This is a genomic window from Micromonospora sp., assembly GCF_048594385.1.
Taxonomy (GTDB): Bacteria; Actinomycetota; Actinomycetes; order Mycobacteriales; family Micromonosporaceae; genus Micromonospora; species Micromonospora wenchangensis.
Genome location: NZ_JBMDWU010000442.1, coordinates 1 through 10,357, shown reverse-complemented (window position 1 = coordinate 10,357; position 10,357 = coordinate 1). Strand labels below are relative to the sequence as shown.

The following is a 10,357-nucleotide window of genomic DNA, read 5'->3' as shown; positions in this document are numbered from 1 at the left end:
GGTGAAGTCGAACATCGGTCATGCGCAGGCGGCGGCGGGTGTGGCCGGGGTGATCAAGATGGTGTCGGCGATGCGGGCCGGGGTGGTGCCGGGGTCGCTGCACGTGGCCGAGCCGTCGGGGTTCGTGGACTGGTCGTCAGGTTCGGTGCAGGTGGTCACCGGGTCGAGGCCGTGGACGGCGGAGGGCCGACGGCGGGCCGGGGTGTCATCGTTCGGGATCAGCGGCACCAACGCGCACGTCATCCTGGAGGAACCCCCCGCCGTGACGGACCCGCCGCCCGACGGGTCACCCGCCGGAGCGGACCCGTCGGCCGGGACCACCGGCGGGTGCGACCCCGTACCGGTGACGCCGTGGCCGGTGTCGGCGCGGACGACCGCCGGGGTACGGGACCTGGTCGAGCGGCTCCGCCCGTGGAGCGCCGCCGCCGACCCGACGGTGCCGGCGGCCGACGTGGGCTGGTCCCTGGCGTCGACCCGGACGGTGTTCGACGACCGCGCCGTGCTGCTCGACGGCGACGTCGTCGCGGACTCGGCCTCGGTCCCCCCGGAACTCCGCTGGTCGGCGGCGGTTCCACCGGCGGGCGACGCCGAACCGTCGTCCCCGGCCGGGATGGACGTCGCCCCCCGCCTGGTGGCCTCCGGTCTGGGTCTGGTGTTCGGGGGTCAGGGTGGTCAGCGGGTGGGGATGGGTGCGGGTTTGTGTGGAGCGTTTCCGGTGTTCGCGTCGGTGTTCGACGAGGTGTGTGGCCTGTTGGGTGGGGATGTGCGGGAGGCGATTGTCTCCGGTGTTGGCCTGGATGGCACGGGGGTGGCGCAGCGGGCGTTGTTCGCGGTGGAGGTGGCGCTGTTCCGCCTGGTGGAGTCGTGGGGTGTGCGTCCGGCGGTTCTGGTGGGTCATTCGATCGGGGAGATCGCGGCGGCGCATGTGGCGGGGGTGTTGTCTCTGTCGGATGCGGTGGTGTTGGTGTCGGCGCGTGCTCGTTTGATGGCGGCGTTGCCGGTGGGTGGGGCGATGGTGTCGTTGCGGGCCTCCGCTGATGCGGTGCAACCGTTCCTGTCCGACGACGTGGTGATCGCGGCGGTGAATGGTCCGTCGGCGGTGGTGATCGCCGGCCCGGAACAGCAGACCCTGCAAGCGGCGGAAGCGGTGGCGGCCGGGTTGGGCGTTAGACATCGTCGACTGTCGGTGAGTCATGCGTTCCACTCGCCGTTGATGGAGCCGATGCTCGACGAGTTCCGCACGGTCGTCGAGGGGTTGTCCTTCCACCCGGCGCGGATTCCGGTGGTGTCGACCGTGACGGGGCAGGTCGGGGATCTGGCGGATCCGGAGTACTGGGTGCGGCAGGTGCGTGAGCCGGTGCGGTTCCACGAGGCGATCGAGGCGGCCGGCCCCCGCTCGTGGTGGGAGTTGAGCGCGGATGGCGCTCTGTCGTCCCTGCTGACTGACGGTATTCCGATGTTGCGGCCTGGTGTGGATGAGGTCAGGTCGGCGGTGTCGGGGTTGGCGCAGGTGTGGGTGCGGGGGCACGAGGTCGACTGGCGGGCGTACTACGGCGGCGGTAGGACCGTCGACCTGCCCACGTACCCGTTCCAACGGCAGCGGTACTGGCTCGACGCCGGGGACGGGCGGGGCGACGTGACCAGCGCCGGCCTACGCTCCGCCGGGCACCCGCTGCTCGGCGCGACCGTCGAACTGGCCGCCGGTGACGGCGTGCTGCTCACCGGACGGGTGTCCCTGCGGACCCACCCGTGGTTGGCCGACCATGCGCTGCTCGACACCGTGCTCCTGCCCGGGACGGCCTTCGTGGACCTCGTCCTGCGTGCGGGCGACCACCTCGGCGTCAGCGTCGTCGACGAGCTGACCATCGCCGCACCGCTGGTGCTCACCGATGAACCGGTGGAGATCCAGGTGGCCGTCGGCCCGCCCGACCCCGACGGCAGGCGACCGGTGACCGTCCACTCGCGCCCGCACACCACCGGCGGCGACGACCCCGCCTGGACCACCCACGCGGAGGGCCGGTTGACCGACGCGCCCCCCACCACCCCCACCGGGCAGGAGACCTGGCCGCCACCCGGCAGCCGCGAGGTCGACGTCACGCACGCCTACCCCCGCCTGGCCGAGGACGGCCACCGGTACGGCCCGGCGTTCCGTGGCCTGCGCCGGCTGTGGCAGCTCGGCGACGAGATCCTCGCCGAGGTGGGCCTGCCCGCCGACCGGCACGCCGACGCCGACGCGTTCGTGCTGCACCCCGCCCTGCTCGACGCCTGCCTGCACCCGCTGCTGCGCGGCGTGCTCGACGACACCCGACCCGGTGGCCTGCCGTTCTCCTGGAGCGACGTGCAGGTGCACCGTGGCGGCGCGACCACCCTGCGGGTACGGCTGCGGGAACAGTCGACCGGCAGCCTCACCCTGACCGGCTACGACGAGTCCGGCGCGCCGGTGGTCACCGTCGGCGGGCTGCTGTCCCGTCCCGTCTCCGCCGAGGCGCTGCGGTCCGCCGGACAGCCCCGCCAGGAACACCTCTACGAGCGGGTGGCCGTGCCGGTGCCGGCCCCGCCCATCGCCGCCCCCGCTCCGGCCGTCGACGCGGGCCCCGCCCCGGTGGCCTGCCACCACCTGACCGTCGACCCCGGCCACCCCGACCTCGCCGGCCGTACCCACGCCGCCGTCGCCGCCGCCCTCGCCCTGGTCCGTACCCTGCTGACCGACGCGTACGCCGACACCCGGGTGGTCGTCGCCGGTGAACGCGTCGCCGACGATCCCGCCCTGGCCGCCGCCTGGGGTCTGCTGCGCAGCACCCAGACCGAGAACCCCGGACGGCTCGTCCTGGTCGACACCGACGACCCGGCCACCGTCCCCACCGTCGCGGCCGGGCTCGTCGCCGGTGACGAACCGGAGGTGAGCGTCCGGGCCGGCACCTGGACCGCCGCCCGGCTGGCCCGGGTCGCCACCCCGACGGCCGGACCCGTGCGCCTCCCCGGCCCGGTGCTGGTCACCGGCGGCACCGGCGGGCTGGGCGCGCTGGTCGCCCGCCACCTGGTGACCACCCACGGCGTACGCGAACTCGTGCTGGCCAGCCGCCGGGGCGCCGGAGCGCCGGGCACGGGCGAACTGGTGGCCGAGCTGACCGGCCTCGGCGTCACCGTCAGCGTCGCCGCCGTCGACGTGGCCGACCGGGACGACCTGGCCCGGCTGCTCGACAGCCATCCCGTCCGTTCGGTGGTGCACACCGCCGGGGTGCTCGACGACGCGGTCGTCGGCGCGCTCACCGACGAGCAGCTCACCCGGGTGCTCCGCCCCAAGGTGGACGCCGCCTGCCACCTGCACGAGCTGACCGTGGACCGGGACCTGGACGCGTTCGTCCTCTACTCCTCGTCGGCCGCCGTGTTCGGTGGCCCCGGGCAGGCCAACTACGCCGCCGCCAACGCGTTCCTCGACGCACTCGCCGCCCACCGCCGGGCCCGGGGGCTGCCCGCGCTGTCGCTCGGCTGGGGACTGTGGCGACAGGACGGCGGCATCACCGCCGCCCTCACCACCGCCGACCGGGACCGGATCAGCCGGGCCGGCATGATCCCGCTGGACCTGACGGAGGGGATGGCCCTGTTCGACACGGCGGTCACCCTGGCCGCCGCGACCGGCCACCCGCACCTCGTACCGATGCGGATGGATCTGCCGAGGATCACCGGTGAGCCACCGGCGGTGCTGCGGGGGCTGGTCCGTCGCCCGGCCCGGCGGGCCGTGGCGGCGGCCGACCCCACCGCGCTCTTCGCCGGACGGCACGGCGCGGAACTCACCGCCGCCCTGCTCCAGGTGGTACGGGAACGCGTCGCGGGCGTCCTCGGCCACTCCGGCGTCGACGCGGTCCCCGCCGACCGGCCCTTCACCGAGCTGGGCTTCGACTCGTTGACCGCCGTGGAACTGCGCAACGCGCTGGCGACGGCGACCGGGCTGCGCCTGCCCGCCGGGTTGGTGTTCGACCATCCCACCCCGTCGGCGGTCGCCACCTGGCTGACCACGAAGATCGCCGGCACCCCCGCTCCCGCCCCGGTCGCCACCCCGACCCGTACCGACGACGACCCCGTCGTCATCGTCGGGATGGCCTGCCGGCTTCCCGGCGGGGTACGCAGCCCCGAGGACCTGTGGCGGGTGGTCGCCGAGGGCACCGACGCGATCGGCGACTTCCCGACCGACCGGGGCTGGGACCTGGACCGCCTCTACCACCCCGACCCGGACCACCCCGGCACCACGTACGCCACCCAGGGTGGCTTCGTCGACGGGATCGCCGACTTCGACCCGGCCCGGTTCGGTATCTCGCCCCGGGAGGCGTTGGCGATGGACCCGCAGCAGCGGCTGCTGCTGGAAACCTCGTGGGAGGCGTTCGAGCGGGCCGGCATCCCCCCGCTCGCCGCCCGGGGTTCGCGGACCGGTGTCTTCGTCGGGGTCAGCAGCCAGGACCACGGCTCGCTGCTGGCCACCGTGCCCGAGTTCGAGGGGCAACTGCTCACCGGCAGCGCCAACAGCGTCGCGTCCGGCCGACTGGCCTACCATCTCGGCCTGGTCGGCCCGGTCCTCACCCTGGACACGGCGTGCTCGTCGTCGCTGGTGGCCCTGCACCTGGCGGCGAACGCCCTGCGCGCCGGGGAGTGCGACCTCGCCCTCGCCGGTGGTGCGCTGCTGATGTCCACCCCTACCCTGTTCGTCGAGTTCAGCAGGCAGGGCGGGCTGTCACCGGACGGCCGGTGCAAGGCGTACTCGGCCGACGCGGACGGCACGGGATGGGCCGAGGGCGCGGGGATGCTGGTGCTGGAGCGCCTGTCGGACGCCCGCCGCCACGGGCACCGGGTGCTGGCGGTGGTGCGGGGCAGTGCGGTGAACTCCGACGGCGCGTCGAACGGCCTGACCGCGCCGAGCGGCCCCTCCCAGGAGCGGGTGATCCGCCAGGCGTTGGCGGTGGCGGGCCTGTCGGCGTCCGACGTGCAGGTGGTGGAGGGTCACGGCACCGGTACCCGGTTGGGTGACCCGATCGAGGCGGAAGCCCTGTTGGCGACGTACGGGCAGGATCGTTCGGAGCCGTTGTGGTTGGGGTCGGTGAAGTCGAACATCGGTCACACGCAGCACGCGGCGGGTGTCGCCGGGGTGATCAAGATGGTGCTGGCGATGCGGCACGCGACGGTGCCCGGGTCGCTGCACGTGGCCGAGCCGTCCGGGTTCGTGGACTGGTCGTCGGGTGCGGTGGAGGTGCTGCGGGAGTCGCGGAAGTGGACGGTGGCCGAGGGGGGCCGCCGTCGGGCGGGGGTGTCGTCGTTCGGGATCAGCGGCACCAACGCGCACATCATCGTGGAGGAACCGCCGCCGGTGGAGGCGGGTGGTCCCGCGGCGGCGACGGGATCGCCGGTGCCGGTGACGCCGTGGCCGGTGTCAGCGCGGACCGCCGCCGGGGTGCAGGAGGTGATCGGGCAACTCAGCCTGACGGCGGTCGGTCCGGCAGACGGTACGGGCAGCGATGGTGGTCCGTCGGGTTCGACCGCCGACGGTGGGGTGTCGGCGGTGGATGTGGGGTGGTCGTTGGCGTCGACGCGGTCGGTCTTCGCCGAGCGGGCGGTGCTGCTCGACGGTGTGGTGGTCGCGGATTCGGCGTCGCTGGCCCCCGGGGTCCGGGCGTTGGCGTCCGGTGCGGTTCCTGCTTCCACAGTGAGCCCGGTCGCGGGGTCGCCGTCGGATGGCGCCGAACCGTCGGCCGGGGTGCCGTCTGGTGTCGTTCCTGCGGGGTTGGGTCTGGTGTTCGGGGGGCAGGGTGGTCAGCGGGTGGGGATGGGTTCTGGCCTGTACCGGGCGTTCCCGGTGTTCGCGTCCGTCTTCGACGAGGTGTGTGACCTGTCGGGTGGGGACGTCCAAGAGGCGATCTCCTCTGGTGTGGGTCTGGATGAGACGGGCGTTGCGCAGCGGGCGTTGTTCGCGGTGGAGGTGGCGCTGTTCCGCCTGGTCGAGTCCTGGGGTGTCCGGCCTGCGGTCCTGGTGGGTCACTCGATCGGGGAGATCGCGGCGGCGCACGTGTCCGGGGTGTTGTCCCTGTCGGATGCGGTGACGTTGGTGTCGGCCCGCGCTCGTCTGATGGCGGCGCTACCGGCCGGGGGCGCGATGGTGTCGCTGCGGGCCTCGGTCGATGCGGTGCGGCCGTTCCTGTCCGGTGATGTGGTGGTGGCGGCGGTGAATGGTCCGTCGGCGGTGGTGATCGCCGGCCCGGAGCAGCAGACGCTGCAGGTAGCGGAGACGGCGGCGACCACGCTGGGCGTCCGGCACCGGCGACTGTCGGTCAGTCACGCGTTCCACTCGCCGTTGATGGAGCCGATGCTGGACGAGTTCCGGGCGGTGGTGGAGGGGTTGTCGTTCGGTCCGGCGCGGATTCCGGTGGTGTCGACGGTGACGGGCCAGGTCGGTGGTCTGGGGGAGCCGGGGTACTGGGTGCGGCAGGTGCGTGAGCCGGTGCTGTTCCACGCCGCGATCGAGGCTGCCGGTCCCCGGTCCTGGTGGGAGCTGAGCGCGGACGGTGGTCTGTCGTCCCTGCTGGCTGACGGCATCCCGATGCTCCGGCCGACCATCGACGAGGCGACGTCGGCGGTGACCGGGCTGGCGCAGGTGTGGGTACGGGGGCACGACGTCGACTGGCGGGCGTACTACGGTGGCGGGAGGGTCGTCGACCTGCCGACGTACCCGTTCCAACGCCAGCGGTACTGGCTGACCCCGGCACCCCGGACGGACGTGGCGGGCATCGGGCTCGACACGGTGGAACACCCGCTGCTCGGCGCGGCGGTGGAGCTGTCCGACGACTCGTTCGTCCTCGCCGGCGTACTGACCGCGTCGGCGCTGGCCGAGGCCGGGCCGCACGTCGTCCTGGCGGAGGCGGCGCTGGCGGCGGCCCGACACGCGGGCGTCACCGGCGTCGCCGAACTCGTCCCGGAGGTGCCCCCCGAGCGCCCCGGCCCGCTGCGGGTCACCGTGGACGGCGTCGGCTTCACCATCGCCTCCCGGCCCAACGGCAGCTGGGTCGAACACGCGACCGGGCAGCTCTCCGCCGAACCCGGCGACGGGGGCGCACTACCCACCGCTGTGCTCCGCTCCGCACTCGACGACCTCGCCCCCGCCCGGCCCGTCCGCTGGACGAACCTGACCGTGCACCGGGCCGACCCCGCCGTGGACGTCGAGATCGCGCACCACGACACCGAGCACGTCCGGATCGCCCTGGTCGACCACGACGGCACCGTCACCACGGAAGCCGAACTCGAACTCGGCGGCGACGCCGGCCCGTCCGTCGGCGACGCCCTGTTCCACCTCGAGGACCGGCGCGTGCCGACGCGGGAGACGAGCGGCGCACCGGGTGACTGGGCGGTGCTCGGCGACGACGAACTCGGGCTGCTCGACGGGCTGGACGGCCTGCGCCGGCACCGTACCCTCGCCGAACTGCTCGGCTCGGCGCGGGGCCGGCCGGACGTGCTCCTGCACCCGCTGACCTCCCCGGACACCGGGGACCCGGCGGCGGACGCGCACACGATGGCGCAACGGGTGCTGAAGCTGTCCCAGCACTGGCTCCGCGACGGGGCGCTCGCCCCGTGCCGCCTGGTGTTCGTCGCCTCCGGGGTGGACCGGGACGTCGTCCTGGCCACCGCCTGGGGGCTGGTCCGCTCGGCGATCAGCGAGTACCCGGACCGGTTCGGCCTGGTCACCCTCGACGGGGACCTCCGCTCGGCGCGGGCGTTCCCGCACACTCTGCTCGCCGGCACCACCGACCTCACCGCGACCGGCGGTGTGGTGACCACCCCGACGCTCGTCCGCAGCCGGGGCGTCCCCGCGACGGCCCGCCGGTGGGCCGGACCGGTGCTCGTCACCGGCGGCACCGGTGGGCTGGGGGCGCTCGCCGCCCGGCACCTGGTCACCACCCATGGCGTACGCCGACTGCTGCTGGTCAGTCGGCGCGGACCGGCGGCCCCGGGCGCGGCGGAGCTCCGCGCGGAACTGCTCGGCCTGGGCGCGCAGGACGTCACCGTGGCCGCCTGCGACGTGACGGACCGGGACGCCCTCGCGGAACTCCTCGCCGGGACCGACCCGGCCCACCCCCTGCGCGCCGTGATCCACACCGCCGGGGTGCTCGACGACGGTGTGCTGCCCGCGCTGACCCCGGAACGGCTTGACGGGGTGCTGGCCCCGAAGGTCGACGCCGCCTGGCACCTGCACGAGCTGACCCGGGATCTCGACCTCGACGCGTTCGTGCTGTACTCGTCGATCTCCGGGCTGCTCGGCCCGCCCGCCCAGGCCAACTACGCGGCGGGCAACTCCGGCCTGGACGCGCTGGCCCGGCTGCGCCGCCACCTCGGCCTGCCCGCCGTGTCGCTGGCCTGGGGACTGTGGGCGCAGGACAGCGGCATGATCGGCACCCTGGACGCGCACGACCGGGAACGCGTCGCCCGCACCGGTGTGGTGCCGATGACCGAGGCCGAGGGCATGGCGCTGTTCGACCTGGCGCTGGCCCACGACCGGGCCGTGCAGGCGCCGGTCCGGCTCGACCCGGCCGTGCTGCGGGCGATCGACGCGCCGCCGACCGTGCTGCGCGCCCTGGTCCGCACCCCCCGCCGTACGCCGGGGGAGCAGCGACCGGCCACCGACCGGATCGCCGCGCTCGCCCCGGCCGACCGCCGCCAGGCGGTGTTGGACCTCGTCACCGCCCAGGCGGCGAAGGTGCTCGGCCACGCCGACCCGGCTGAGGTCGACCCGGGCCGCCGCTTCGCCGACCTGGGTGTGGACTCGCTGGCCGCCACCCAGCTCCGCAACGCGGTCAGCACCGCCGCCGGTGTTCCGCTGCCGGCCGGGGTGGTGTTCGACCATCCCACCCCCGCCGCGCTCGCCGACTTCGTCTGCGGGCTGCGCTGGCCGGACCAGGAGCGGGAGGACGGCTCGGCGCTGGCCGCCCTCGACCGTCTGGAGGCCGCGCTGCGCACCGGGGACGCGGGCGGCGACGAGATAGTCGACCGGCTGGAACGCCTCCTGATCGAACTGCGTCCACCCGCCGACTACGACGACCTGGACACCGACGACCTGGACACGATCCCGGTGGACCGCCTCTACGACATCATCGACCAGGGAACGGAGCCGTGATGGCCGAGGACAGCGCCAAGCTCGTCGAGTACCTGCGCAAGGCCACCACCGACCTGCGCCGGTCACGGGCCCGCGTCGCCCAGTTGGAGAGCCGGATCAGCGAGCCGGTGGCGATCGTCGGGATGGCCTGCCGGCTGCCCGGCGGGGTACGCGGCCCGGACGACCTGTGGCGGGTGGTCGCCGAGGGGGTCGACGCGGTCGGTGGGTTCCCGACCGACCGGGGCTGGGACCTCGCCGGCCTCTACCACCCCGACCCGGACCACCCCGGCACCACGTACGCCACCGGCGGTGCCTTCCTCGCGGACGTCGCCGGCTTCGACGCCGACTTCTTCGGCATCTCCCCCCGGGAGGCGTTGGCGATGGACCCCCAGCAGCGGCTGCTGCTGGAAACCTCGTGGGAGGCGATCGAACACGCCCGCATCGACCCGGGTTCGCTCGCCGGCAGCCCGACCGGCGTGTTCGTCGGCACCATGTACCAGAACTACGCCTTCGGCGGTCAGGACGTGCCCGACGAACTCGAAGGGCTCCTGATCAGCGGCAGCGCCGGCAGCATCGTCTCCGGCCGGATCGCCTACCAGTTCGGCTTCACCGGGCCCGCGGTCACCCTCGACACCGCCTGCTCGTCGTCGCTTGTCGCCCTGCACCTGGCGACGTCGGCGCTGCGTGCCGGGGAGTGCTCGCTGGCGCTCGCCGGGGGCGTGACGGTGATGCCTACCGCCGACCTGCTGGTGGAGTTCGCCAGGCAGCGTGGCCTGGCCCCGGACGGCCGGTGCAAGGCGTTCGCCGACACCGCCGACGGCGTCGGCTGGGGGGAGGGCGTGGGCCTGCTGCTGCTGGAACGTCTCTGCGACGCCCGCCGCCACGGGCACCGGGTGTTGGCGGTGGTGCGGGGCAGTGCGGTGAACTCCGACGGTGCGTCGAACGGTTTGACCGCGCCGAGTGGTCCGTCGCAGGAGCGGGTGATTCGTCGGGCGTTGGCGGTGGCGGGTGTGTCGGTGTCCGACGTGCAGGTGGTGGAGGGTCACGGCACCGGTACCCGGTTGGGTGACCCGATCGAGGCGGAAGCCCTGTTGGCGACGTACGGGCAGGGTCGTTCGGTGCCGTTGTGGTTGGGGTCGGTGAAGTCGAACATCGGTCATGCGCAGGCGGCGGCGGGTGTGGCCGGGGTGATCAAGATGGTGTCGGCGATGCGGGCCGGGGTGGTGCCGG

At 74.1% G+C, this 10,357-nt stretch carries 2 protein-coding genes; both read left to right on the top strand.

The window, feature by feature from the left end; genetic code table 11:
• Nucleotide 1: 1 nt before the first annotated feature.
• Nucleotides 2-9,148, top strand: coding sequence for an SDR family NAD(P)-dependent oxidoreductase (locus ACOJTC_RS24320; RefSeq protein WP_420118622.1), 9,147 nt, complete (start codon nucleotides 2-4; stop codon nucleotides 9,146-9,148).
• The coding region (locus ACOJTC_RS24315; RefSeq protein WP_420118621.1) for a beta-ketoacyl synthase N-terminal-like domain-containing protein at nucleotides 9,145-10,357 on the top strand (1,213 nt) is incomplete at its 3' end. The genes ACOJTC_RS24320 and ACOJTC_RS24315, both read left to right, overlap by 4 nt.